This window comes from Nocardia otitidiscaviarum NBRC 14405 (assembly GCF_000308635.1).
GTDB lineage: Bacteria > Actinomycetota > Actinomycetes > Mycobacteriales > Mycobacteriaceae > Nocardia > Nocardia otitidiscaviarum.
In genome coordinates, this window is the sequence record NZ_BAGD01000048.1 from 58,356 (window position 1) to 84,366 (window position 26,011).

The 26,011-nt window shown below is 71.4% G+C and carries 19 protein-coding genes and 1 pseudogene; 7 read left to right on the forward strand and 13 right to left on the reverse strand.

Annotation, left to right across the window (positions count from 1 at the left end):
* Positions 1-133 precede the first annotated feature (133 nt).
* Positions 134-1,642, reverse strand: a complete 1,509-nt coding sequence (locus ON31_RS08780) for an FAD-dependent oxidoreductase (RefSeq protein ID WP_039811346.1) — start codon at positions 1,640-1,642, stop codon at positions 134-136.
* Between the two features lie 165 nt (positions 1,643-1,807).
* Between ON31_RS08780 and ON31_RS08785 the strand changes: the two genes are divergently transcribed.
* Together ON31_RS08785 and xylB are read left to right on the forward strand one after the other, a co-directional pair.
* Positions 1,808-4,249 carry a PEP-utilizing enzyme gene (locus tag ON31_RS08785; protein ID WP_039811349.1) on the forward strand — a complete coding sequence of 814 codons (2,442 nt, stop codon included), beginning with the start codon at positions 1,808-1,810 and terminating at the stop codon, positions 4,247-4,249.
* Between the two features lie 83 nt (positions 4,250-4,332).
* A complete protein-coding gene (xylB, locus tag ON31_RS08790) occupies positions 4,333-5,727 on the forward strand; it encodes a xylulokinase (RefSeq protein WP_039811352.1) in 1,395 nt (464 codons plus the stop codon).
* Between the two features lie 22 nt (positions 5,728-5,749).
* Here the strand turns inward: xylB and ON31_RS08795 are convergent, their stop codons facing one another.
* Positions 5,750-6,616 carry a family 43 glycosylhydrolase gene (locus tag ON31_RS08795; protein WP_218007297.1) on the reverse strand — a complete coding sequence of 289 codons (867 nt, stop codon included), beginning with the start codon at positions 6,614-6,616 and terminating at the stop codon, positions 5,750-5,752.
* 70 nt (positions 6,617-6,686) lie between these two features.
* Here ON31_RS08795 and ON31_RS08800 point away from each other — a divergent pair, with 70 nt between their 5' ends.
* Positions 6,687-8,945 (forward strand): M20/M25/M40 family metallo-hydrolase, encoded by a 2,259-nt coding sequence (locus ON31_RS08800; protein ID WP_157533620.1) that lies wholly within the window; start codon positions 6,687-6,689, stop codon positions 8,943-8,945.
* A 91-nt stretch (positions 8,946-9,036) separates the two neighbouring features.
* The gene (locus tag ON31_RS08805) at positions 9,037-10,131 is read left to right on the forward strand and encodes a winged helix DNA-binding domain-containing protein (protein ID WP_039811354.1); all 1,095 of its coding nucleotides are present in this window, start codon (positions 9,037-9,039) and stop codon (positions 10,129-10,131) included.
* Between the two features lie 3 nt (positions 10,132-10,134).
* Here ON31_RS08805 and ON31_RS35505 read toward each other — a convergent pair.
* From ON31_RS35505 to ON31_RS08820, 3 genes and pseudogenes are all read right to left on the reverse strand, one after another.
* A pseudogene (locus ON31_RS35505) lies at positions 10,135-10,713 on the reverse strand (TetR/AcrR family transcriptional regulator); the annotation flags it as partial.
* A 53-nt stretch (positions 10,714-10,766) separates the two neighbouring features.
* On the reverse strand, positions 10,767-11,600 hold the full coding sequence (locus ON31_RS08815; protein ID WP_051036998.1) for a tyrosine-protein phosphatase: 834 nt from the start codon (positions 11,598-11,600) through the stop codon (positions 10,767-10,769).
* Positions 11,590-13,755, reverse strand: a complete 2,166-nt coding sequence (locus tag ON31_RS08820) for a pyruvate, phosphate dikinase (RefSeq protein WP_063821448.1) — start codon at positions 13,753-13,755, stop codon at positions 11,590-11,592. The genes ON31_RS08815 and ON31_RS08820 overlap by 11 nt, the downstream gene beginning before the upstream one ends.
* 230 nt (positions 13,756-13,985) lie before the next feature.
* Between ON31_RS08820 and ON31_RS08825 the strand changes: the two genes are divergently transcribed.
* Positions 13,986-15,572 carry a FadD3 family acyl-CoA ligase gene (locus ON31_RS08825; protein WP_051037010.1) on the forward strand — a complete coding sequence of 529 codons (1,587 nt, stop codon included), beginning with the start codon at positions 13,986-13,988 and terminating at the stop codon, positions 15,570-15,572.
* Here the strand turns inward: ON31_RS08825 and ON31_RS08830 are convergent.
* From ON31_RS08830 to ON31_RS08850, 5 genes are read right to left on the reverse strand one after another with little or no spacing between them, the layout of a single operon-like run.
* The gene (locus ON31_RS08830; RefSeq protein ID WP_039811470.1) at positions 15,558-16,190 is read right to left on the reverse strand and encodes an ABC transporter ATP-binding protein; all 633 of its coding nucleotides are present in this window, start codon (positions 16,188-16,190) and stop codon (positions 15,558-15,560) included. The genes ON31_RS08825 and ON31_RS08830 overlap by 15 nt on opposite strands.
* Entirely contained in the window at positions 16,190-17,101 is a 912-nt protein-coding gene (locus ON31_RS08835) for an ATP-binding cassette domain-containing protein (protein ID WP_039811356.1), read from the reverse strand. Before ON31_RS08835 ends, ON31_RS08830 begins: the two co-directional genes overlap by 1 nt.
* Positions 17,098-17,919 carry an ABC transporter permease gene (locus ON31_RS08840; RefSeq protein WP_039811359.1) on the reverse strand — a complete coding sequence of 274 codons (822 nt, stop codon included), beginning with the start codon at positions 17,917-17,919 and terminating at the stop codon, positions 17,098-17,100. The genes ON31_RS08835 and ON31_RS08840 overlap by 4 nt, the downstream gene beginning before the upstream one ends.
* The gene (locus ON31_RS08845; protein WP_172544797.1) at positions 17,912-18,865 is read right to left on the reverse strand and encodes an ABC transporter permease; all 954 of its coding nucleotides are present in this window, start codon (positions 18,863-18,865) and stop codon (positions 17,912-17,914) included. The genes ON31_RS08840 and ON31_RS08845 overlap by 8 nt, the downstream gene beginning before the upstream one ends.
* Positions 18,866-18,915: 50 nt before the next feature.
* Entirely contained in the window at positions 18,916-20,523 is a 1,608-nt protein-coding gene (locus tag ON31_RS08850) for an ABC transporter substrate-binding protein (protein WP_039811365.1), read from the reverse strand.
* 79 nt (positions 20,524-20,602) lie between these two features.
* On the opposite strand from ON31_RS08850, the gene ON31_RS08855 reads away from it, so the two are divergent.
* On the forward strand, positions 20,603-20,938 hold the full coding sequence (locus ON31_RS08855) for an ArsR/SmtB family transcription factor (protein WP_051036999.1): 336 nt from the start codon (positions 20,603-20,605) through the stop codon (positions 20,936-20,938).
* A 27-nt stretch (positions 20,939-20,965) separates the two neighbouring features.
* Here the strand turns inward: ON31_RS08855 and ON31_RS08860 are convergent, their stop codons facing one another.
* A complete protein-coding gene (locus ON31_RS08860) occupies positions 20,966-21,808 on the reverse strand; it encodes a patatin-like phospholipase family protein (RefSeq protein ID WP_063821449.1) in 843 nt (280 codons plus the stop codon).
* Between the two features lie 129 nt (positions 21,809-21,937).
* On the opposite strand from ON31_RS08860, the gene ON31_RS08865 reads away from it, so the two are divergent.
* On the forward strand, positions 21,938-24,406 hold the full coding sequence (locus tag ON31_RS08865) for a molybdopterin-dependent oxidoreductase (protein WP_039811370.1): 2,469 nt from the start codon (positions 21,938-21,940) through the stop codon (positions 24,404-24,406).
* Position 24,407: 1 nt separating this feature from the next.
* On the opposite strand, the gene ON31_RS08870 is transcribed toward ON31_RS08865, so the two are convergent.
* Together ON31_RS08870 and ON31_RS08875 are read right to left on the reverse strand one after the other, a co-directional pair.
* A complete protein-coding gene (locus ON31_RS08870) occupies positions 24,408-25,223 on the reverse strand; it encodes an SDR family NAD(P)-dependent oxidoreductase (protein ID WP_029927137.1) in 816 nt (271 codons plus the stop codon).
* A gap of 56 nt (positions 25,224-25,279) precedes the next feature.
* The gene (locus ON31_RS08875) at positions 25,280-26,011 is read right to left on the reverse strand and encodes a glucose 1-dehydrogenase (RefSeq protein WP_039811373.1); all 732 of its coding nucleotides are present in this window, start codon (positions 26,009-26,011) and stop codon (positions 25,280-25,282) included.

Here is a 26,011-nt window from a genome sequence, read left to right on the forward strand (position 1 = left end):
TCCCTCCTGGTCCAGTGATTCTGATTGTCGACGCTATGGCCGCCGTCGCGCGGCGATCGGGAAAAGTCCCGGTGATCGGAACCCTCGGCCCGCTCAGCCGTCGCGGCGGCCCTCGGCCGGGCGGCGGTTCGAGCTATTCGTTCCGGGCGGCGGCGGTGCCCGCGCGGCGGCCGAAGAAGGTGCCGTCACCGAGGGATGTGCCGCTGATGTAGCCGAAGCCGTGCAACCCGTTGGCGACCCGCCCGGCGGCGAAGAGACCGCCGATCGAACTGCCGCCCAGATCCAGGACATGCCCGTCCAGGTCGGTGTGCAGCCCGCCGAGGGTGAAGACGGATGCCCCGGTGCCGCGCCGGTCGCCGGATTCGGCGGGTGGGCGCACCCCGGCCTTCACGTCGATGGCGGCCAGGGGCGGCGTGAGCGGGCGCAGCCAGCGGGATGCCTTGTGGAAGTCGAGATCCGCTCCCCGCGCGGCGAATTCGTTGTACCGGCGCACCGTGTCGACCAGCGCGCCGTCCGGGAGCCCGGTCAGCCGCTCCAGTTCCTCGGGTGTCTCGCCGACGTGGGTCGGCCGCACCCCCCACCGCTGCGGTTCGGGCACCGCCTCGAATCCTTCCTCGTCCACGATCACCCAGACGGCCGTGTCGCCACCGGCCCAGGCGCCGCCCATGTTCTGTCGGAACAGCGCCGCCTGCCCGATGCGCCCGGGATAGGTGTCCTCGTTCACGAACCGCTGTCCCCGAGCGTTGACCACCATGCCGCGCGCCGCCAGGCCCGGTATCAGCGATATGCCGACCTGCCCCGCACCCATGTGCCGCACGCCCGCCCCGAGCGCCTGCGCCATCAAAATGCCGCTGCCGTCATCGGTTCCGGCGCTGACCTTGGTGTGGCCCAGCAGATGTGGCGCGTGCGCGGCCAGCATGGCGTCGTTGTCGACGAATCCGCCGGTGGTGAGGATGACGCCGCGCCGGGCGCGGATGGCGATCTCCCTGCCGTATCGCCGGGCGACCACCCCGATCACCGTCCGATCCTCGGCGATCACGAGATTGGTGACGTAGGTGTCGAAAAGAGTTCCGGCCCTGGCCGTTTCGGCGGCCTCGGTGAGGCATTCCATGAGCAGTCTGCCGCCGAAGTCGTGCGCGGCGGGCCGGTGCCCGCGCGGTGCTGGCCGCGCCGATTCCGTGAACGGCCAACTGTTCTCGCCCAGCCACATCAGCCCGTCGTCGGTCGGCGGCACCCAGGTCGGGGCGTCCCACAGACTCGGGGTGAACGGGACGCCGCGGTCGACCAGCCAATGGAAGTGCTCGACGCTGCCCGCGCAGTACTCGGCGATCTTGGCCGGGTCCGCGCTCGGCCCCAGCGCAGCGGTCAGGAACGCCGCCATCTCCTCCGGGGTGTCGTCGAATCCGCACGCCCGCTGTACGGGGGTGCCGCCGCCGAGGTAGATCTCGCCGCCCGACAGCGCGGACGCGCCACCCGCTCCGCCCGCCCGGTCCACCACCAGCACGCGCGCCCCGGCCCGTGCCGCCTCGAACGCCGCCGCGGCACCGGCGGCACCGTATCCGACCACCAGCACATCGGTGTCGATGTCGAACTCGTCGACCTCGGTCACCGCCCGCGTTGTCACAGCTTTCCGCACCGTCATGGCTACGACGGTCCCCGCGCCGCGGGAAGGGCATAGCGGCGCATCTTGCTCAATGACTCTCCGATCCCGTTGATCGGGACTGGGAACCGTGGCCGGCCAGCCCAGTGGCGATGGTGTGTGAACGGCGTCACGTGTGGTTGGGACGCCTCACGAGGAGGAGAGTCGATGCGGATTCTGGTCACCGGAGTCACCGAACCGAGTGGTCGTGCCGTGGCGCGCATGCTGGTGGCGGCGGGCCACGAGGTGGTCGGTCTGGACCGGCGGCGGCACCGCTACGTGGACCCGCGGGTCACGGTGACCGTCGGCGACCTGTCCGACGCGCGGGTGTGCGCCGACGCCGTCGCCGGGGCGGATGCGGTGGTGCATCTGGCCGGAGGCGCGGTCGCCGGGCTGCTGTCCGCCGTTCGCGATGCCGGGGCACGCATCGTGGTGCCCGTCGCGGCGGGCTTCGATCCGACGGTGGAGCGCACGATCACCGGCAGTGGTGCGGACGCGCTCATCGTGCGCACCCCCGTGGTCACCGGCCGTCGGGTGGACCGAACCAGTTGGCGCGCCGTGGAAACCCTCGCGGGCACGCGCGGAGATCACGCGCTGCAGGTGCTGCACTATGACGATCTGGAACGCTTCCTGGTGCTCGCGGCAGTCTCCCAGCGCGGTGGCGTGGTCGGATTGGCCGCTCCCGGTGAGGTTTCCGGCGACGACGTGCGCCGCATACTGAAGGAGTCCGGCGTACGGTATTCGGCCTGGCTGCCGCGCTCGTCCCCCCGGCGCGCCCCGGTGGACACCACCGCCGCCCGGGACGAATGGCAGGTCCGCTACGGCTGGACCGCCCGGGAGGTGGTGGCCGACGTGGCGCGCGGCCTGCACGGGCGCAAGGCCGACGGCACCGGATTCCGGCCCCGGCGCGGGGCCATTCCGCTACCGAGTCACGTAGTGCCGCAGTCGGCCCCGACCTCGGACGGCCATCCGCTGGTCTCCGCCGCCCCCGAGGGATATCAGGGCGAGTTCGACGATCTCGTCGACGAACGTATCCCGGTACATACCGCCACCAATACCTCCGAAGCGCTGCCCGGTCCGCTGACCCCGCTCACCATCGACCTGCAGGCCGGTGCCATCCGGCTGGGCAACGAGGCCATGGGCCGGATGATCGCGCTGGAGGGAATCGCGTTGGAGCACTGGGTGTCCCGGGTGACCAGTGTGCTCGGCCACCACATGTACATCAATCCCTCGATCGGTGTGTTCACCGCCGAGAACATGCCCGGCTGGGACGAGGAGAGCATCCGCAAGGACGTCTACGGCGCGATCGGCGATATGGAGCTACATCCGCTGGGCCGTCCGCCCATGGCGGGCGGTCGCCTCGGCACCCTGAAGGCTACCGGTCGGGTGGCGGCCACCGCCCTCGGCTATCGCCGCACCGCCGAGCACATCAATGCCGCATCGCATACCGAATCGCTGTCCCGCGAGGAGATTTCGGAGCTCACCGACGAGCAGTTGCACGCCCGCGCCCTGCTGTGGCGCGACCGCCTGAATCAGGCGTGGCAGGCCGCCGCCATCGGCGTCATGATGACCGGCGCAGCCACCGCCGTGCACAAGGGTGAGGTGAAGATCGACCTGGACCGGCTGGAGTCGGCCAAACCCATGCTGGCGGTGGAGCGGCTGGCGGCGCTGTGCCGCCGCGACGCCGGACTGCACGAGGTGGCGCGCACCGGCGATGTGGCGGCCGCCCGGGAGAAGTCGCCGGAGTTCGCGGCGGCGCTGGACGAGGAACTGGGCCGGGTGGGCCATCGCGGCCCGGGAGAATGCGAACTGCTCAACCCGACCTTCGGCGACCGCCCCGAACTGCTGGTCGCCGCCGCCGCGCGCGCCGCGGAAATGCCTGCCCCGCAGCGGGAGCCGGTACCCGCGCCGACCACCCGCACCGCCCGGATGGCGGTCGGCGCGACCGTCTACCGTGAACGCGCCCGCGACGCCGTCGTGCGGATCACCAACAATCTGCGGATGGCCACCCGGGAGCGCGCCGCGCGCCTGGTCGCCGGCGGCAAGCTCACCGAGCCGGAGGATTCGGCGTTCCTGACCCTGGACGAGATCCTGTGGGCCCCATCCGATCTGAAGGAGCGGGTGGCGCGCCGCCGGGAGGAGCGCGGCCGGTTGCAGGCCATCCGCATGCCCGACCTGGTGAACGGCCACTGGGTTCCGGAGGAGATCGAGGGCGCGATCGCCGTCGGCGACACCCTCACCGGGCTGGGCGTGAGTCCCGGCGTGGTGGAGGGCACCGTCAAGCGCGTGCTGTCCCTCGACGACGATATCGAGCCCGGTGACATCCTGGTCGCCGCCGTGACCGATACCGGCCACACGGCCATGTTCGGCTATGCCGGGGCCGTGGTCACCGATATCGGCGGCGCGGCCTCCCATGCCGCCATCGTGGCCCGGGAGTTCGGCGTGCCCTGTGTAGTGGACACCAAGACCGCCAGCACCGGCCTGTCCGACGGACAGCGCGTGCGAGTGGACGGCGCGGCCGGAACGGTGACCCTGCTGGCCGACGCCGACCAGCCACCGGCACGGGCAGGCGCCTCCCGCCCCACACCCCCGTACGATCCCCCTCGATAGCGGAAAACGCACCGGTCGCGAACGCAACGGGTGCAATCTGGATATATGCGCGCACCCGGGAGCACGGATATCGAGGCGGCCCGATGACGATCGTCGCCGGAGTGGACAGTTCCACGCAGTCCTGCAAGCTGGTGGTGTGTGACGCCGACACCGGAACCGTGGTGCGGCAGCGTCAGATTCCGCATCCGGACGGTACCGAGGTGCCGCCCGCGACCTGGTGGGAGGCGCTGCGCGCGGCGTCGGAGCAGATGATGCGCGAGGTGGCGGCCATTTCGGTGGCCGGACAGCAGCACGGCCTCGTGGTGTTGGACGCGGCCGGGTATCCGGTGCGGGACGCCCTGCTGTGGAACGACACCCGTTCCGCGGAGGCGGCCGCGCAACTGGTCGGCGAGCTGGGCGGGCCGCAGGCGTGGGCCGACGCGGTGGGCAGTGTGCCGCTGGCCGCGCATACGGTGGCCAAACTGCGCTGGTTCGCCGACCACGAACCCGAACTCGCCGACCGCACCTCGAAAGTGCTGCTCCCGCACGACTATCTGACCTGGCTGCTGCGCGGCGGCGACGCCGACACCGAGCCGACCACCGATCGCGGGGACGCCTCGGGCACCGGCTACTGGTCACCGGCCGCGGGACGCTACCGCCGCGATCTGCTGTCGCTGGCCTTCCGCGGGCGCACCCCGGAGCTGCCCCGGGTGCTGGCCCCGGCCGAGATCGCCGGACACACCCCCGGCGGCCGGGTGGTGGCGGCGGGCACCGGTGACAATGCGGCCGCCGCACTGGGTTTGGGCATCGAGGAGGGGGATGTGGTGGTGTCGCTGGGCAGCAGTGGCACCGTCTTCTCCCGGTCGCCGCGGCCCAGCGCCGACGCCAGCGGGGCGGTGAACGGTTTCGCCGACGCCACCGGCGCGTTCCTGCCGCTGGTGTGCACGCTCAATGCCGCCCGCGTCCTGGATTCCACCGCCACCCTGCTGGGCACCGACATCTCCGGGCTGGAGGTGCTGGCGGCCCAATCCCCGCCCGGTGCGGACGGTCTCACCCTGCTGCCATATCTCGCCGGTGAGCGCACCCCGAATCTGCCGCATGCCGCGGGCAGCCTGCACGGCCTGCGCCCGCACACCATGCGACCGCACCACCTGGCGCGGGCCGCCATCGAGGGCATGCTCTGCAATATCGCCGACGCCCTGGACCGGCTGCCCACCGTGCCCCGCCGCATCCTGCTCATCGGCGGCGCGGCGCGCTCGCGACTCATCGCCCACACCGCGGCGGCGATCTTCCACGCCACGGTGACCGTGCCCGAACCCGGGGAGTACGTGGCCCGGGGCGCGGCCCGCCAGGCGGCGTGGGCCTTGCGCGGCGGAGCCGGGCCGCCCGCGTGGCCGAGTCCGCCCGCCACCGAGTTCCCGCCGCCCGCGCGGAGATTCGGCGATGCCATCCGGCAGCGCTACGCCGAGGTGCGGGATATGTACTACCCACCCGCGTGACCGGGACGGTGACACGCTCCGGTCAGGGACCGCACTCGCCGTCCGGCATCAACAGCGGGGCCAGTGAGACGCCGCCCTGCGCCCAGCCCGCACTGGTCACCCATAGCTCACCGTCGTCGACCACCTCGGCCGCGTGGGCGCGGATCCGACCCACCCGGTCGCTGGGGCGGAAGTGGAAGGGCCCCTCGCCGCGGAACACCTCGGTGCCCACGTATTCCGGACGGGGGCCGATGAACAGGTACCAGATCCCGTTGTGCCGCAGGACGAACGGTGATTCGGTGTTGCCGCCCTCGGTGCCGGTGAGCGGGTCGGCGTAGGCGATGCGGCGCGGGCCCCAGTGCACGAGATCGGGGCTGACGCGGTAGGCGACCACGTGGTAGCCGCCCTCGGGATCGCTGGTGGCGCAGTAGTACATCACCCACAGGCCGCGAATGCGCAGCACCATCGGGTCGCGGGCGTCGTAGCCGTCGTGGAACAGCGGCCCGTCCGGGTGCCGGGTCCAGTGGAACAGGTCCGGGGAGGTCGCCAGGTTGATGGCGGTGGCGGTGCGGTCGGGTCCCCCGCCCGAGTAGAACATCCAGTACCGGTCGTCGGCGTAGACGACATGCGGGGCCCACAGGTGTGTCTCACCGTAGTCGGGGTCCACCAGCAGGGCCGGATCCCGGGTGATCCACGGCCCGTGAAGCGATCGCGCGGTGGCGTGGGCGAAAACGGTTTCGTCGAACGGTGCGCCGGGTTCGGGGTGGGTGATGCCGAACAGGTGCCAGCCGCCCTCGGCATCCCGAACGATGGTGTGGTCGTTGATGTACCACTGTTCCGACAGTCCCTCGCTCGGGTCGTAGACGCGGGTGAAAGCACCCGCGGACACCTCGATGGCAGCTCCGCGCATCTCCTCAGTGTGACCGTCCCGCGCCCGCTGTCACCACGATCCGCGAATGATCGTGGCTACGATCGAGTTCGTGCGGTCAGGATCGCGGTTCTCCGGTGTGCTCGCCTTCGTCCTGCTACTGGCGGTGGCGGCCGCGGTGGCCTGGGAACAACAGCCGCGCGGCTATCGTGACGCCGCCGCGCCCGTCGAGGTGTTCAGCGCCGAGCGGGCGCTGCGGACCGTCGAGGCCATCGCGTCGCGACCGCATCCCATCGGCAGCGCCGAACACGACCGCGTGCGTGACCAACTGGTGGCGCAGCTGCGGGAACTGGGCTTGGAGACCGAGGTCCAGGAGGGGATCGGGCAGTGGCCCCGGGCCTTCCAGCGCGAGGGATTCGGCATGGGACGCACCGCCAATATCGTGGCGCGCATGCCCGGCACGGCCGCCACGGGCACGGTGTACCTTGCGGCGCATTACGATTCGGTGCCCTCCGGCCCGGGCGCGAATGACGACGGTGTGGGTGTGGCGGCCATTCTGGAGGCGGTGCGCGCCCTGCGCGCGGGTGAGAACTCGCTGCGCAACGACCTGGTCGTACTGCTCACCGACGGCGAGGAGATGGGCCTGCTCGGCGCGGAGGCGTACGTGGCCGCGGGTCTGGACGGCAGCCACCCCGGCGTTGTGGTCAATCACGAGGCGCGCGGTGCGGCCGGACCGGTGCTGCTGTGGCGGATCACCCATCCCGACGGCCACCTCATCGACGCCGTCGCCGACGCGCCGTACCCGAACACCGACTCCCTCTCGACTGCCCTGGGCGGCGCCCAGACCACCAGCAATACCGATTTCGTCGCGTTGGAGGCGGGCGGCCTGCACGTCCTGGACTGGGCGTTCGCCGGGAGCAGCGCCTACTACCACAACCGCCTCGACGATCCGGCGCACGTCCACCTGCCGACGGTGCAGCAGATGGGTGAGAACACCCTCGCCCTGGCCCGTGACTACGGCAACACCGATCTCGCGACGCTGGACACCGGTGTCGATCGCGCCTATTTCCAGCTGCCGTTCGGCGTGCTCGTCGTCCTCCCGGTGTGGGTGATCATCGCCCTGACGGTGCTGACCGTGCTGCTGGTCGCCTGGGTGGTCTGGCAGGCGCGGCGCCACGGGGAGACGCGGGCGCGCACGATCCTGCTGGCCGGGCTCACCTTCCTGCTCGCCGTACCGGTCGGCATGGGCGCGGTGTGGGCGCTGTGGGAACTGCTGCGCGTGATCCGGCCCGAGTACGCCGCCCTCGGTCCGGTCGATCCGTATCGGCCGGAGAGCTACTACGCGGCGGTGCTGGCGCTGCTGGTCGCGGTGCTGGCGGCGTGGTGGGCGCTGGCGCGGCGGCTGTTCGACACCACCGCAACCGCGGTCGGCCTGCTCGGCGCGGTGACGCTGGTCGGGGTGGTGTGCGCGGTGCTGGTTCCGGCGGGCGCGCAGATCCTGATCGTGCCGACCGGTGCCGCGGCGACGGGCGTCGCCCTCACCTTCCTGGTGCCGCAGCGCTGGAAACTGGTGGCGCTCACCGTCTTCCTGCTGCCGACGGCGGTCTTCCTGGGCGGTGTGACCTGGCCGGTGCTACAGACCGGACTCGCGGGCGCACCCTTCCTGGTGGCACCGATGGTGCTGCTGCTCGGCGGCCTGCTGACGGTGACGCTGGTGCGGGTGTGGCCGCCGCGGCACGGCTGGCTGATTCCCACGGCCGCGCTGGCGCTCACCGTCGCCCTGACGGCGCTGGGGTCGACCGTGGACCGCTTCGACGACGAGCACCCGATGCCGACCCAGCTGATCTACGCGCTGGACGCGGATTCCGGCGAGGCACGCTGGCTGTCCCCGCGCGAACCGGATGTCTGGAACGACACCTATCTCGACGACACCGCGCCCGCCGGACCGTTCGCGGCGCTGTGGCCCACGGCGGTCGCGAGCGGCCCCGCTCCGGCCCAGGCGCTCTCGGCTCCCGTCGCCGAGATCCTCTCCGACACCACCGAGGCCGGGCAGCGCACGGTCCGGCTGCGCCTCCGATCGACCCGCGACGCGCTGCGCCTGGATCTGCACTACGACACCGAGATCCGCGCACTGCGGGTGGCCGGACGCGCGGTGACGCCCGTTCCGGCCACCGGTTTCCAGTTCTGGGCTCCCCCGGCCGACGGCCTCGAGGTCGAGGTGGTGGCACCGGCGGGACCGCTGTCACTGCGCGTACTCGACCACACCTGGCTCACCGATACCGGCCTGACGACCTTCCCGGACCCACCGCGCGATGTCTTTCTGCGCCAGAACAGTCTGGCCGCGGTCTTCACCACCGTGCGAGGACTCTGAGCCGCCCGCCGGGGACACCGTGAGCCGGACACCACACATCCGGTGATCGACTAGGACAACAGCTGACCTATTTGCGCGACAGGATGGTCGTATGACGACCGAACTCTCGCTGCGCCGGTTGAACCGCACTCTGCTCCAGCGTCAACTGCTGGCGGAGCGGGTGGACATGTCCGCGGCCGACCTGATCCGGCACCTGGTCGCCGTGCAGGGACAGGAGCCGAACTGGCCCTACGTGGGACTGTGGACCCGGCTCACCCGATTCCGGCCCGACGACCTCACCACGCTCTTGCGGGACCGGACGGTGGTGCGCTCCACCATGATTCGACGCACCGTCCATCTCACCACCGCATCGGACCACCGCTGGTTGCAGCCGACGGTCGCGCCCATGGTGGAGTCGATCCTCGGGGCGGCCTACTTCCGCGAGGCCATGACGGCGGTGGATCCCGTCGAGCTGGCGGCAGCCGGGCGGGAACTGCTGACCGGCCGTACGGTGCCGCGCCGCGATCTGGGACGCCAACTGGCGCAACGGTTCACGACACCGCATCCGGGCCGCCTGGCGCAGGCGCTCGGGGCGGTGCTGCCGCTCGTCCACGACGCCGAGGCCGGTGCGTGGGGCGGATGGCGCAATCGCCGGGTCGCGGTCGCTCTGGCCGAGGAGTGGCTGGGCGCACCGCTGGCGGCCGGACCCCGGCCGGACACCCTGGTGCTGCGCTATCTGGCGGCTTTCGGCCCCGCCAGCGTCGCCGATATTCAGGCGTGGTCGGGCCTCACCCGGCTGGCCGAGGTGGTGGCGCGGCTGCGTCCGGAGCTGCGGGTATTCCGCGACGACACCGGGCGCGAACTGTTCGACCTGCCCGACGCGCCACTGGCGGACCCGGAGACGCCGACGCCCGTGCGCCTGCTGCCCGCCTTCGACAACGCCCTGCTCGGGCATCGCGACCGCCGCCGGATGATCAGCGACGCCGACCGCGCGCGCATCGCCGCCGAGGCGTCCGCCGGGGTGCCCATGTACCTCGTCGACGGATTCGTGCACGGCCGCTGGTCATTGGACGGCGCAACCGTCCGAATCATCCCGTGGCATCCGCTCTCGGCCGCCGACGAGGTCGCCGTATGTGCCGAGGCGGCGCGGCTGATAGCCCTGATCGCGCCGGGTGCGGACGGGAAGGTCGTCGTCGAGCGGCGCTGAGCCGGGCGGTCGGTGCGCCTCGATCAACGTGCGGCCCAGGCGTTTCGCGCGCCGCGCGGCATGTTCGTCGCCCTCCGCGGCGGCGATGATCGAGCCTTTCATGAGGATGTGGAAGGTGCGTGCGAAATCGTCCGGGTCGGTCAGCCCGGCCTGTTCGGCGCGGCCGCGGACGATATCGCGGATGGTGCCGAGATGTTCGATCCCGGCCCGGCCGATGGGGTGGTCCGCGCCCATCTCCAGGAGCACGTTGATGAAGGTGCACGCGTCGAAATCGCGCGAGACGAACCATTCCTCGAAAACATCGAAGATGGCGAGCAACTGCTGCACCGGTGTCGAACCGCGGGTGCGGGACTGTTCCTCCACCAGTGCGAAGGTCCACAGTTCCTCACGCCGCCGCAGGACGGCGAGCACCAATTCGTCCTTGGTCGGGAAGTATTCCGCGAGCGCGCCCGGGGCAATGCCCGCGCGCACCACCACTTCATCGGTATCGACATCGCGAACGCCGCGCCGAGTGAACAATTCGTACGCGGCGGCGACAATTCGTTCCCGGACTCCGACAACCGCGTGCCTGCTGGTTGTCATACCTCGAGCATACGGCCGCCGGGACCGTCCGGCGACGACTCGACCGGATGGTGTCACATCGGTGACACCACCAGGGTTTCCCGCAGTATGTCGAGTTCGGCCGCCGAAAGCCCGTTGGCCAGCAACCATTTCGCCGCGCCGCCGTAGTCGGCGCGCATCCGCTCCAGGAAGCGGAGCATCACCTCCGGCTCGACGGCGAGGATGCCGGTGCTGACCGGTGGCAGGCCGGTATAGGACGGCAGCGCGTCGAGCCGCTCGCGGACCCGGGCCATGCGCTCGTTGGTGAGCGCGTAGTCGTGGGCGATGGCCTCGGGCGTCACACCGACGGCATCGAGCAGCACCGCCGCCAGCACCCCGGTGCGATCCTTGCCCGCGGCGCAGTGGAACAGCAGCGACCGCCGGTCCGCGTCGATGAGCAGGCGCACGGTCTCGACGATGTGCTCCGGGCTGCCGCGCAACAGTTGGCCGTACAGTTCCACCAGATCCACCCGGGTCTTGTCGGGTACGAGATCGCGTGCGGCCAGCGAGGATCGCGGTGATTTGCGAATGGGCAGATTCGCGATGGTGACGGCCGCGGTGGCGATCGGCCCGTAACCCTCCCGCTCGACCTCGTCGGGCAGGCGCAGGTCGACGACCGTGCGCAGACCGAGCTCGCCGAGCAGCAACTCGATATCGGCGGGAGTGGCCTGCTGGAGCGTGCTGGAGCGGTAGAGCACACCGAATCGCGTCGTGCCGCCGCCGGTGACGGGGAGTCCGCCCAGATCCCGCAGGTTGTCGATCTGGGCGAACTCCACCCACCGCCGCCCGGTGTCGGGGTAGCGCGCGGAGACGCCGGGTGCGGAGTTCTCGTGCTGTGCCGGACCGGTCACCGGGGTGTCAGTGGGCACGACCGGCCGCCGCCTCCTCGGCGCGGTTGCGGCCGCACAGTCCGATCAGGTCCTCGTGCAGTTCGAACCACACCGTGTGGTAGCTGTCCATGATCGGGCGGGCCACCCAGGTGTGGTCACCGGCGTCGATGCGCTCCAGCGCACGGTCCAGGCGGTCGGCGTAGCGGCCCAGCCGCGGCGCGACAGCGCCGAGCCGCCCGATCAGCGGACGCAGCCGCCGGTGGGCGTCGGTGAGCCGGGCCAGGACGGCGGCGTCGTAGTCGGCGTCGGCGTGGTCGTTGACGGTGTCGGCGTCCTTCATCTGCCAGTCGGTGATGATGAGCTTCACATCCTGGTTGTGGACACAGAATTCGTCGTAGGCGGCCGAAATCGCGGCGTGGTCGACGGTTTCGCGTTCATCGGCCAACAGCCGCTCCAGGCGCGGACGGCCGTCCGGGGTGAGCCGGAAGCCCGCAGGGGTCGTGGCGCACAGGCCCGCTGTCACCAGATCCGCACAGCGGGCGGTGATCTCGTCCACCCCGGCGGCCAGGCTGGCGGCGAGGTGCTCGGCATTCACCCGGCCCTTGATTCCCACCAGACGCAGCAGCTCGAGTTCGGTGACCGGCGGCACCTCGGTCGAATCGAACTGCCGGGCAGTCGTTTCCGGTGCGCTCGCCCGCGCTTCGAGGTGTGCCGCCAGGCCGTCGGGCGCGGTGCCCGCCCACGTGGCGAGCTGCGCGACATCGGCGAGAATATCGGCCGCGACCGGCTTTCCGGCGACCTCGCCCGGCCACACCACACCGGCACCCCCGTCCACGGTGACGGTGCGCCCGGCCAACGCCGCCACCACGCCGGAACCGCAGCCGACCACGCACGGGCGGCCCAGTTCCCGGCTGACCAGCGCCGCATGGGAGGTGGTGCCGCCCAGTTCGGTGACGATGGCGCGGGCGGCGATCATGCCGTGCAGGTCGTCGGGACTGGTGGTGGGGCGCACCAGGATCACCGCCTCCCCCGCCTGGGCGCGGGCCTCGGCCTCATCCGGATCGGTGACGACCAGGCCGGAAGCCAGTCCCGGGCAGGCGGATTCGCCGTGCGCCAGGGGCTGCTGCCCGGTGGTGTCGCCGGAGGCGGGACGCAGCACCTCCCGCACCTGATCGGGAGTGATCCGATCCAGCGCCTGCCGTGCCCCGATCATCCCCTCGTCGACCATGGCGACCGCGGCCCGCACGGCGGCCCGGGCGGAACGTTTGGCCGGGCGCGACTGCAACAGCCACAGAGCGCCGGACTCCACGGTGAACTCGATGTCCTGGATATCGCGGCCGTGGCGTTCCAGCTGCGCCGCGGCGGCGAGCAATCGCTCGTGCACGCGCGGCTGGGTGGCGGCCAGTTCGTCGAGCGGGCGCGGCGTGGTGCGGCCGGAGACCACGTCCTCGCCCTGCCCGCCGACCAGCCACTCCCCGTAGGCCGGGCCGTCGCCGGTATTGGGGTTGCGGCTGAACAGCACTCCGGTGCCGGACAGGTCGTCGAGATTGCCGAAGACCATGGCCTGCACGGTGACCGCGGTGCCGAGTGTGTCGGCCACACCGCGATTGCGCCGATAGGTCTTGGCGCGCGGGGAATCCCAGGAGCGGAACACCGCCTCGATCGCGCCGCGCAACTGCTCCCACGGATCATCCGGCACCACGCCGTGCTCATCGCCGAGCACCGTCTCCCGGTACTGGGCGAGGAAGCGCCGCCACGTGTCGTCGGCGTAGGCCGGATTCCCGGATTCCTCGGCCAGCGCCCGCCGCACCGCGTCGGTCATACCGAGATTGAGGACGGTATCCATCATCCCGGGCATGCTGACCGCCGCGCCGGAGCGCACCGACACCAGCAGCGGGCGGGCGGTGCCGCCGAAGCCGCGGCCGGTACCGCGTTCGATCATGGCGATCCCCGCGCGCACCTGCGCCCAGATCTCCGCGGCGATGCCACCGCGGCGGTGGTAGTCGGCCCAGCCGTCGGTGGTGATCACGAAGGCGGGCGGCACCGGCAGCCCCAGTGCCCGCATGTGGTCGATGCTCCACGCCTTGCCGCCGATCCGCTCCCGCGACAGCCCGCAGCGGCCGTCGAGTTCGACGACGGTCGCCGCGTCGGCCGCCACATCCGGTCGCTGGGCAAGCTCCGCTCCCGCGGTCATATCACTCCTTCGATCGTGTGGATTCCTGCGCACCGCGCCCCGTGCCTCCCGTCCGGGCGTCATGTACCGAGCGTGCCGGGTCGGCGACGCGGTTCTCCAACCCGATCTCGTTGAGCGGAACCGGCGCTGCCGCGGTAACGGTCCGCCGGTCGCGGCGGATCGACCCCGGTGAACGGGACTCATCCGACGAATCGGGCGTGGCGGGCGGGGCGGTGCGGCAGGATGGGCGCATGGATCGGCGGGACGAGTCCATGGGCGATACGCGGCTGACGAGTATTCCCGCGCTCCTCGCGGACCGGGCACAACAGTTTCCGGACGTGCTCGCCATCGCCGGGCCCGAGGGCCGGATGACCTACGCCGAACTGGCGGAGCATGCCCTCGAGGTGACGCGGGCGGCCATGGCGAGCGGGCTCGGACCCGGCGACCGGGTGGGGATCTGGGCTCCCAATGGCGCGCGCTGGATCGTCACCGCGCTGGGACTGCTCGGAGCGGGTGCGGTGCTGGTGCCGATCAACACGCGGTTGACCGGAGTCGAGACGGCGGAGATCCTGGCGCGCGCCCGGGCGCGGGCGCTGTTCACCGTGCGCGGCTTCCTGGGCAACGACTATCCGCGGCTGCTGGCGGACTCGGGCCGGGTGCTGCCGACCCTGCGGCGGACGGTGGATATGAGCGCCGCCGGGGAATGGCGGGCGTTCCTCGAATCCGGCTCCGGAACACCGGCTCCCGCGGCCCGCGCGCGAGCGGCCACCGTCGACGCGCACGCGATCTCCGACATCCTGTTCACCTCCGGCACCACCGGCGCGCCCAAGGGCGTGCTCGCCACCCACCGGCAGACCCTGGAGGTGTTCGACCGCTGGGCCGACGCGGTCACACTGCGGCACGGCGACCGCTGTCTGCTGGTCAATCCGTTCTCGCACACCTTCGGGTACAAGGCGGGCATCATCGCCTGCCTGCTGCGCGCCGCCACCATGATCCCGGTCCCCCGCTTCGACGCCGATGCGGTGCTCGATCTCATCGCGCGCGAACGCGTCACCATGCTCGCGGGCGCGCCCACCCTGTTCACCGACCTGCTGCGCCGCGACCGCACCGGCCGCGACCTGAGCTCGCTGCGGCTGGCCGGAACCGGCGGCGCGCCCGTTCCCACCGAACTGGTCGAGCGCATTCGCTCCGAACTCGGTGTGCCGCACGTCTATACGGCCTACGGCCTCACCGAATCAATCGGCGTGATCACCGTCTGCCCGCCCGACGCACCCGCCGAACTGGCGGCGACCACGGTGGGAAAGGCCGTCATCGACACCGAGATTCGCCTGGTGGACCGCGACGGCGCACCCGTCGCGGCGAGCGTGCCGGGCGAGATCACCGTGCGCGGACCGAATGTCATGCGCGGCTACCTCGACGACCGGGAGGCCACCGCCGCCGCCATCGACACCGACGGCTGGCTGCACACCGGGGATGTCGGCACCCTGGACACGGACGGCTACCTGCGCATCACCGACCGCCTGAAGGATGTGTTCATCGTCGGCGGCTTCAACGCCTATCCCGCCGAGATCGAGCGAACCCTGCTGGGACATCCTGGAATTCGCGATGTGGCGGTGGTCGGCATCCCGGACCCCCGCCTGGGCGAGGTGGGGCGGGCGGTGGTGGTGCCCACCGACCCGGCCACCGCCGATGCCGACGCCATCCTGGGGTGGGCACGCACCCGGCTGGCCGGATACAAGGTGCCGCGCGAGATCGCGTTCACCGACGCGCTGCCCCGCAATACCGGCGGCAAGGTGATGAAGAACCTGCTGCGCGCACCGGCCTCACGACCGGAGTGATCCGGACTCGATGATCGCCACCCGCGTGCAGCAGGCGTCGAGCAGCTCCCCGTCGTGCGATACCACCAGCACCCCGATGCCGTCGGCGGCGGCGCGGTCCATGAGCAGCCGCACGATGGCCGCCGTGGTCGCCGCGTCCAGCATGGCCGTGGCCTCGTCACACAGCAGGTAGCGCGGCCGCTGCGCCAGGGCGCGCGCCACGCACGCGCGCTGCAACTGGCCGTCGCTGACCTCGTGCGGGCGGCGCTCCAGCAGATCCGGTGTCAGCCCGACCGCCCCGGCGAGCGCGGTGACATCGGGGTCGCGTTCCCCGCGGATGCGGGCTGGTTCACCGATGATCCGCGCGAGGGTGAAGCGCGGATCGGCAGCCGTGCGCGGAGATTGGAAGACGACGCCGACCGCACCCCGCGGAGCGCGCGCCAACGGTTGCCCGTCGAGGGTGACCACGCCGGAGCGCGGTGTCACCAGGCCCGCCAGGACGCGCACGAGAGTGGTTTTCCCGGAACCCGATACCCCCGCCAGGCCGACCACCTCTCCTGGTGCGACGGCGAAGTCGACCGCGTCGAGCACGGTGTCAGCGCGCCGGTATCCCGCGCGCACCGCGGTGGCCGCCAGCATCACCGGCTCCGTTCGCGCAGCAGGCGCGGTCCCCGCGCGATGAGGGTCGTCGGTCCACCGAGGTAGTGGCAGCGCTCGGCGGTCAGGTCGGTCAGCTCCGGGCTGGGATGCGGCAGCGGCCGCAGTCCGCGCGCGGGCAGCGCCGCCAGCAGATCCCGCGTGTACTCGTGCCACGGATCGTCGAGCAGTTCCGCGGCCGGTCCGGTCTCCAACAGGTGGGAGGCGTACATGACCGCCAGGGTGTCGGCGATTCCGGTGCGGATGAGCGCGGCCAGATCGTGGGTGATGAGCAGGACCGCCGCACCGTGGTCGGCGCACTCGCGCAGCAGGCGCAGCACGTGGTCGGTGCGGTCGCGATCCAGTCCGGAGGTGGGTTCGTCGGCGACGATCGTCTCCGGATCACCGGCCAGTGCGGCGGCGACGGCGGCGCGCTGTGCCATACCGCCGGACAGTTCGTGCGGATAGCGGTCCAACGCCTCGATCGGGAAGCCGACGCGCTCGGCCAGGTCGGCGCAGCCGTGCGGGGAGCCGAGCCGGTCGAGCGTCTCGAGGAGCTGCGCGCCGACGGTGCGCACCGGGGTGAAATGCGTTGCCGGGGACTGCGGTACCAGTCCCACATGCCGACCCCGGTAGGGCTCGTCGGTGGTGCGCACATCGAGCTGCCGGTCTCCGGCCGGGACGCGGATGGTCCCGCCGATCTCGGCGTGCGGCGGCAGCAGACCCAGCACCGCGCCGGCGACCACCGATTTGCCGCAACCGGATTCGCCGACCAGGGCGGTCACCCGGCCGCGCGGGACGTCGAGCGTCACGTCGGTGGCCGCGTGCACGACGCGCCTTCGGGGCAGCGGGATGCGCACCGTGAGCGCCGCGATGGCGAGTCCGGCGCGCAGGGCGGGATCGACCAGGGTCATGACAGCAGCCTCGCGGGTTTCGGGGGAATGAGCCTGGCGCGCAGGGCCGATCCGGCGATCGCCACCGCCACCGTGGTGACGACCAGCACGCCGGCCGGGAACGCCAGCGTCCACCAGCCGCCCAGCAGCAGTGAGGAGCGCGTCTCCTCCAGCAGGGTGCCCAGACTCGGCGCGTGCGGCGGCAGACCGAAACCCAGGAACGACAGCGTGGATTCGTGCCACACCGCATGCGGTAGCAACAGCACCACCGCGATCAACGCCTGCGGCGCGACGGCGGGCAGCACATGCCGCAGCAGCAGATATCCGGGTCCGGCACCGGCGAGCCGGGCGGCGGCGAGGTAGTCGTGCTCGCGCACGCTCAGTGTCTCCGCGCGCACCACGCGGGCGACCTGCACCCAGTGTGTGAGCGCGATGGACAGCACCACGGCGGGCACGCTGCCGCGGAACAGCGCCACGATGACGATGCCCAACAGCAGATGCGGCAGCGCGTTGGTGGTGTCGGCGACGCGCATGACCAGCCGGTCCACCCAGCCACCCGCCAGCGCGGACGCGGTGCCGACCAGGGTGCCGAGCACCGTGGCCAGCAGCGCCGAGGCCGCCGCCACCAGCAGTGAGACGCGGATGGCGGCGGCCACGCGCACGAACAGGTCACGTCCGGCGGCGTCGGTGCCGAACCAGTGCGCCCCCGACGGCGCCCGCCGCGCCGCGGCGAAATCGGTGAGCCGGTCGTCGATCCCGAACAGCCACGGCACCAGCAGCGCATAGGCCGCGACCGCGACGAGGACGGCGGCCGCGATGCGGAAACGTCGGTCAGCCATCGGCACGCACCCGCGGATCCAGTAGTACACAGGCGATGTCGGCGAGCAGCGAGCCGAGCATGACCGCGCCCGTGGTGCCCACGGTGAGCAGGGCGAGCAGCGGCATATCCAGATCGGTGGCCGAGTCGACGAACGCGCCCGCGATGCCCGGCCACGAGAAGATCTCCTCCACCAGCACCGCGCCCACCACGAGTTCGGGCAGCCGCGCCCCCAGGATGGTCACGAACGGAGCCAGGGACATGGGCAGGATGTGGCGGCGGGCGATGGTGGTCGCGTCCACGCCGCGCGCCATGGCTCCGGTGACGAAGTCCTCGCTCCGGTTGTGCGACACCGATTCCCGCACCGCCAGCAGCAGCCAGGGCAGCTGCGACAGCGCGAGCGCCGACGCGGGCAGCACCAGATGCCGGAGCACCTGCGCCACATCGGGGTCGGCGCCGGCGTCGGTGAGTCCGGCGGGCGGCAGCCAGCCGGTGCCGACGGCGAAGATCCCGATGGCGGCCAGGGCCAGCACGAACGGCGGCAGCCCCTGCACCACCACGCAGGCGGTGCTGACCGCCCGGTCCACCAGGCCACCGCGCCGCATCCCGGTCCACACGCCGAGCGTCACCGCGATGAGAACGGCCATGGTGAGCGAGACACCGACCAGCAGCACGGTCCACGGAATGCGTTCGGCCACCACCTGACTCACCGGCTGACCGTAACCTCGGGACATGCCCAGGTCACCGGTGAGCATCCGGCCGAACCAGCGGCCGAGCAGCTGGTACCAGGGGGTGTCGAGGCCCAATTCCCGTGCCAGCAGCGCCTTGTCGGCTTCCGAGGTGGTCTCGTAGCGATTGCCCAGATAGCCCGCCAGCGGATCGAAGGGCGAGTACGCGGCCGCGGCGAAGAGTCCGGCCGCCACCGCCGCCAGCACCGGGATCAGCGTGAGCAGCCGGAAGCCGATCATCCGGGGCAGTCCTCGGTCCCGGAATCGGCTGCGCCGCGGCGTCACCGAGGTCACGGGCGTCGCGTCCAGGTGTGCAGGGACCACCAGGGTCCCCACGCGACGCCGTGCGTATGCGGTTCCAGCACGGGGCCCGACATCACCCAGTTCGAATCCCTGGTCACGTAGGTGTGGTCGAGGAAGGCCAGGAACACATAGCTCGGGTCGGCGATGTAGGCGCTCTGCACGTCGCGGTACGCGGCGGCGCGGACGGCCGGATCGGTGCTGCGGCGGGCCCGATCGAGGGCGGCGTCGACGGCGGGATCGGCGTGGCGGCTGGCATTGTCGTAGACGCTGCCGACGGCCGGGTCCAGGTAGGCCGAGTGCAGCGTCTTGTACGCCTGCGTATCCGGATCGTAGGGTTCGTCCCCGCCGCCGAGCAGAATGGCGTCGCGTTCCACCCGCGGCTCGATCCGATCCCAGGACAGCCCTTCCAGATCCACCTCGATGCCGATGCGGCGGGCATCGGAGGCGAACGCCTGCGCCAGATCGCGGCGCAGGGTGTCGGTGGACTTGTACATGACCGTGAACGCGGCCCGCTGACCTTCCAGCACGCGGATGCCGTCCGGTCCGGGCCGCCACCCGGCCGCGTCCAGCAGTGCCGCGGCTCGCTCCCGATCGAAGTCGAATGTCGCCGTGGGATTGTGGGCTTCGCCGTACACCTCGGGAATCGGCGTATAGGCGGGGCGGCCGTAGCCGCCGAGCACATTGTCGATGACGGCGCGGCGGTCCACCGCCAGATTGAGCGCCCTGCGAACGGCAGGGTCACCCGTCACCGGATGTCCCGAGGGCAGCGAGACGCCGCGCCAGTCGGCGGAGGTGTTGGCGGACACCGTCATTCCGGCGCGGTCGGCGAAGGTGCGGGCCAGCAGCGGTGGCAGCGTGGTGCCGTCGAGTTCACCGGCGGCCATGCGCTGCGCGCGGGTGTTGTCGTCGGGGACGTAGACCAGCGTGACCTTCCGCACCGCGGGCGGGCCGTCCCAGTAGTCCTCGTTCGCGACCAGCACCGCGCGCTCCGGGGTCAGTTCGGTCAGGCGGTACGGCCCGGTGCCGACGGGGGCGGTGTTGAGCGGGGATTCGGCGGCCGGGCCCGGGGTGGCGACCGCCTCCGACGGCACGATGCCGATGAGCAGCTTGGTGGGGAACGCGGCGTAGGGGTAGCGCAGGGTGAAGCGCACGGTATCGGAGTCGACGGCGTCGACGCGCTCGATCATCTCGTAGGAGGAGCGCACCTCGGAGGCGGAGGCGGGGTCGAGAATGGCGCGGTAGGTGGCCACCACATCGGCGGCGTCGAAATCCGTTCCGTCGCTGAACTTCACCCCCGGCCGCAGATCGACGGTCCACACCGTGGCGTCGGCGGCGGCGACCGGCGGCGCGACCGCCAGCGCCGGATCGAACTCCGGCAGGCCCGGGCCGCCGCGCAGCCGCAGCAGCCCGTCGTACATCTTGGCCTCACCCGCCGCGCCGTACCCGGCGATCGGGTTGTAGCCGCCGAGTTCGTATCCGTCGGCGAGGACCAGCGACCCGTCGTCGGTGGTCGTCGGCGCACCGCACGCCGACAGCGCGGCGGTCAGTGCGAGCAGGACACCGGCGCTGCGCGACGTCCGGGAGCCAATCCTCATCGAGAGCCTTTCAACTGTTCACCTGTTCAGGTGAACAGATAATAGGGCCTGGCGTTCCGACGCGACTACCGTGAGGGCCATGGGAGAACCGCAGTCAACGAAGGGGTCACCGGTTCAGCGCGGACAACTGGCGCTGCGCGGCGTGGACATTCGCGCCTGGGCGCGCCGCTTCGACCTGCTCTCCGATCCCGGCCGCCTGGAGATCCTGCTCTGCCTGCACCGCTGCCCCGGCATCACGGTGGGCGAGCTCGCCGCCGCCACCGGCCGCACCGAGAACTCGATCTCCCAGGCGCTGCGGGTGCTGCGGCACGAGAACTTCATCACCTCCACCCGCATGGGCCGCGCGGTCGCCAACCACCTCGACGATCCGATCATCCACGAGGTACTGCACAATATCGGCGCGACCCACGACTGAGGCCGCCGCGCAGCTGCGCTACCCGTGTCAGCGGGCGGGCCAGACGTCTTTGAGCGACGTGGCGGCGTCGGCGGATTGGCGGACGCCGGATTCGAAGGCGGGAGTGAGGGCGGCGACGGCGAAGACGTCGGGCCCGAAGGCGGCGACGGCGGTGGCGTCGGGGACGACCGAGATCTCGCGGGCGGAGCCGAGGTCGCGGTCGGCGCGGGTGCGGGGGAACATGTGCGCGAGGGGTTCGAGGATGACGACGACATCCGCGGGCAGGGCCAAGTCGGCGTTGACGGCGGAGCGCAGGCCCCCGTCGATGTAGGTGCGGCCGTCGATGGGGATGGGCGGGAGCACACCGGGAACCGATGTGGTGGCGGCGAGGGCCTCGGCCAGGGTCGCCGCGCCGCCGGGGGTCCAGGTGCGCAGGTCGCCGGAGTGGGCGTCGATGGCGGTGAGCACGATATCGCGGTCGGGCCAGTCGTCGATGCCGACCAGGGCGCGCATGCGCTCGATGTGCGCTCCGGGCGCACCGACGTCCGCCGCCATGGCCAGCGCGCCGATCTTGCGGCGGGCGTCCTTCGGGGCGATGCCGGGTTCGGTCATGGTCGCGAAGATCTCCCCCAGCCGCGCCGGATCCGCTCGCAGCGGCGGCGCGTCCGCGGGCGGCGGGGTCAGCAGGCGGATGGGGTCGGCACCGGCCGCGAGCACGGTGCCCACCACCGCACCCGCCGAGGTGCCCACGAACCGATCGGCCAGCCCCAGGTCGATACCCGCCGCACGCAACCCGACCGCCAATCCGGCGAGCCACGAGATACCCACGGGTCCTCCCCCGCCCAGTACGAGTGCGATGCGAGATCCCTTGGGCGACACCGGTCCAGCCATGGATCCCACGGTACCGAACAACCGCCGCCGACCGGGGCGTTTGCCCATCGCCCTTGTATACCGATCGTTATACTGCAATCATGCGTCTACGAAGGAACGTTCTGTCCGTTCACCGAGGAGGAGACCGTCATGGCATCGGCGCGAAAGACGGCGTGCATCCTGTGCGAATGCAACTGCGGGCTGGAGATCGAGGTCGAGGGTCGGCGGCTGGCCCGCATCCGCGGCGATAAGGAGCACGTCGCCTCCGGGGGCTACACCTGCGAGAAGGCGCTGCGGCTGGACTACTACCAGAGTTATCCGCACCGCCTGACCCGCCCGCTGCGGCGCGAACCCGACGGCAGCTACACCGAGATCGACTGGGATACCGCCGTCACCGAGATCGCCGCCCGGCTCAGCACGGTGCGCGACACCCACGGCGGCGACAAGATCTTCTTCTACGGCGGTGGCGGACAGGGCAATCACCTGGGCGGCAGCTACGCGCAGGCGCTCCAGGCCGCGGTCGGCGCGAAGTACTACTCCAATGCGCTGGCGCAGGAGAAGACCGGCGAGATGTGGGTGGACGGCAAGCTCTACGGCGGCCACACCAAGGGCGATTTCGAACACGCCCGGGTGGTCGTGTTCGTGGGCAAGAACCCTTGGCAGTCCCACAGTTTCGCGCGGGCCAGGCCGGTGCTGCGGCAGATCGCCGCCGATCCGGACCGCACCATGATCGTCATCGACCCGCGCCGCACCGAGACCGCCGAACTCGCCGACATCCACCTCCAGGTCGCGCCCGGCACCGACGCCTACTGCCTGGGCGCGCTGCTCGGCGTGCTGGTGCAGGAGGACCTGCTCGACCACGACTTCCTCGACGCACACACCACGGGCGCCGACGCCGTGCTCGCGCAGCTGAAAACCGTCGACGTGCCCGAGTTCTCCCGCCGCTGCGGGGTCGACGAGGAGCTGATCCGCGCCGCCGCGCGCGCCATCGGCACCGGCGAATCCGTCGCCACCTACGAAGACCTCGGCATCCAGCAGGCCCCGCACTCCACCCTGTCGTCGTACCTCAACAAGCTGCTGTGGATCCTCACCGGCAATTTCGGCAAGCCGGGCACCATGGCCCTGCACTCGGTGCTGGCCGCCGTGGCGGGCAGCGCCACTCCCCCACGCGCCGCGCGCACCCGGCCGCCGTCACTGCTGGATCGGGCGCGCAAGACCCTCGGCACCGCCGCCACCCGCGCCGTTCCGCTCGGCGCGACCACGCTGTCGGCCACCCTCGGCGCACTCACCGCCCTGCCCGCCGGTGCGAAACTCGCCGACACCGCCGCCGAGAAGCTGGTGACCGCCGTCGCCCCCATAGCCGGTGGTCTGCTGGGCGGCGCGGGCGGAGTCAGTCAGCCCGGCGGAGCGCGCCGCACCCCCGTCACCGGCGCGCGCATCATCGCGGGCCTGGTGCCGTGCAACTCCATCGCCGAGGAGATCCTCACCGATCACCCCGACCGCTTCCGCGCCATGTGGATCGACAGCGTGAATCCCGCGCACTCCCTAGCGGATTCGAAGACCTTCCGGGCCGCGCTGGACGCCCTCGACCTGGTGGTCGTGGTGGACGTGGCCTTCACCGAGACCGCCCGGCACGCGCACTACGTGCTCCCCGCGGCCAGCCAGTTCGAGAAGTGCGAGGCCACCTTCTTCAATTTCGAGTTCCCGCACAACACCTTCCAGCTGCGCGCCCCGCTGTTGCCGCCGCTGACGGGCACTCTGCCGGAGCCGGAGATCTACGCGCGCCTGCTCACCGCGCTCGACGCCGTCCCACAGACCACCCTCACGCGGCTGCGTACCGCCGCCCGCGCCGGACGCCACGCCTTCGCGCTGGCCTTCTTCAGTGCCGTCGCCGCCGATCCGACGCTGATGCGGCTGGCGCCGTACGTGCTCTACGAAACCCTCGGCCCGACCCTGCCCGAGGAGTTGCGCGGGGCGGCCGTGCTGTGGGGCATCGCCCACCTGTGCGCCCTGGGCAATCCCGCCGGGGTCGGCCGCGCCGGGTACCGCGGTCCCGGATTGGCCGCCGGGGAGCAGCTTTTCGAGGCGATCCTGCACGGCCGCTCGGGCGTCACGTTCACGGTCGACGAATGGTCCGACACCTGGAACTACGTCCGCCGCCCGGATCGCCGCTTCACCCTCGAGATCCCGGAACTGCTGGCGGCTTTCGGCGAACTGGCCGACGCGCCGGACCGGGCCGATCCCGACTACCCGTTCATCCTGGCGGCCGGTGAGCGCCGATCCTTCACCGCCAATACGATTTTCCGCGATCCGGCCTGGCGACGCCGCGACGCCGACGGTGCGCTGCGGGTGAACCCCGAGGACGCGCGGCGGCTCGGCGTCGACACCGGCGACCGGGTGCGCGTGGTCACCGAGGCGGGAGCGGCCCCGGCCGTGGTCGAGGTGACCGATACCGTCCGACCCGGCAATATCACCCTGCCCAACGGTCTCGGCACCGATGACGACGGTCGGCGCGCAGGCGTGGCTCCCAACGAGCTCACCTCCCTGCGCCACCGCGACCCGATCGCCGGAACGCCGTGGCACAAATACGTTCCGGCGCGCATCGAGGTGCTCGCCTGACTCAGATCTCCTTGCGCATCTGCGCGGTCAGCGGCTTCATGTAGCCGGAGCCGAGCAGGCGCTGCATCCAGTTCATGGCCTTGGCGTCGGTGCCGATGAGAATGAGCGGCTTGTTCTTTCGGATGCCGTTCAGGATGGTACGGGCGCACTGCTCCGGCGAGGTCTTGGCCAGCCGGTCGAAGTTGGAGGCCAGGGCGTCGCGATCACGATCGGCCGACGCCCTCGCCTTCCAGGCGATCTCGGTCTTGATCATGCCCGGGTGCACACTGCTGACGCCCACCCGGTGGCCCGCGATGATCATCTCCTGGCGCAGCGCGTCGGTGAACGCCCGCATGGCGAACTTCGATGAGCTGTAACCACTTTGGCTCGGGCAGGCGACCAGCCCGAACATGCTGGAGACATTGGCGATATGCCCGTCACCCGAGGCGATGACATGCGGCAGGAACGCCTTGGTGCCGTGCGCCGTACCCCAGAAGTTGATATCGAAGATCCACTCGAAGTCCTCCCAGGTGACGTCCTCGATATTGGCGGTCAGCGAGACACCGGCATTGTTGACGACCAGGTTCACCGTGCCGAAATCGGCCACCACCGCATCGGCGTGCGCGTACACCGCCGCGCGGTCGGTGACGTCGAGCCGGTAGGCGCGGGCCTTCGCCCCCTCCTGCTCGCACAGGGCGGCGGTCTCGGCCACACTGTCGAGGGTGCGCCCCGACAGCGCGAGCGCCGCCCCCTCGCGGGCCAGTTCGAGGGCCAGCGCCCGGCCGATACCGGCCCCGGCTCCGGTGACGACGGCGACCTTGCCGTGGAAGCTCTGCATGGGAATGTCCTTGTCTCGCAGTGGCGGAGTCGCACGATGGCGGAACAGCGCCGGTCTTACTGGGTGGTGAAGCCGCCGTCGGCGACGAATTCCGCGCCGGTGGAGTAGGAGGACTCGTCGGAGATGAGGAACAGCACCAGATTCGCCAGCTCCTCCGGGGTGGCGGGGCGCGCGATGGGCTGCGTCGCCGCGATCGACCGCGAGCGATCCGACGCCGCCGTCATCTCGGTGGCGACGATGCCGGGATGCACCGAGTTGACCCGGATATTGTCGGCGGCCAACTCCTGCGCCGCCGTCTTGGTCATCCCGCGCACCGCCCATTTGGAGGCGACGTAGCCGAGGATATCGGCATAGCCGATGAGCCCTCCGGTGGAGGAGATGTTCACGATGGACCCCACGCCCGCACGGCGCATGGAGCCGATCACCGCCTTCATCCCGAGGAAGACGCCGACCTGGTTCACGTCGACGACCCGGCGGTAGTCGGCCTCCGACAGCTTCTCGATGGGGTCCACGTGCACGATGCCCGCGTTGTTGACCAGCCCGGACACCGGCCCGAACCGCGCCTCGGCGGTGGCGATCACCGTGGTCCAGTCGCCCTCGTCGGTCACGTCGAGCGGGAGGAACAGCGCGGCGTCACCGATTTCGGCCGCCACCGCCCGCCCCGGCTCGACCAGCACATCGGCAATGGTCACCCGCGCGCCCTCGGCCGCGAGTCGGCGCGCGAAGGCCGCACCCATGCCGCGCGCCCCGCCGGTGATCACGACGTGCTTGTCGTCGACGCGTCCCAT